Below are 301 nucleotides of genomic sequence, written 5' to 3' on the forward strand. Positions count from 1 at the left end.
ATTGGTTCATTCGCAAACTTTGGGCTATGTGATGAAAGAAACAGAACGCTTTTCACTGGAAGGGATAGATCCTTATCTGTTTCCCAATGCTGCTTTACATATTGGTTTGGCTTTCCATGAACTCATTGTTAATTCTCTTTCTTTTGGCGCCTTATCACAAGAAAAGGGAAGCGTTTGTGTGCGGTGTGAAGTGCACACAAAAATGAATGGAGCAACACAACTTCTCATCACTTGGAATGAAAGTTTTGCGGCAGAGACTCCTCTCTCTCACCACAAAAAAGCTTGTTTTGGGAGTGCTGTC

Annotated in this window: 1 pseudogene; it reads left to right on the forward strand. The window is 41.9% G+C overall.

From position 1 onward, the window contains the following. Positions 1–301, forward strand: a pseudogene (locus ACFIO5_RS09970) (sensor histidine kinase); the annotation flags it as partial.

It is taken from the genome of Bartonella sp. AA86SXKL (genome assembly GCF_042196885.1).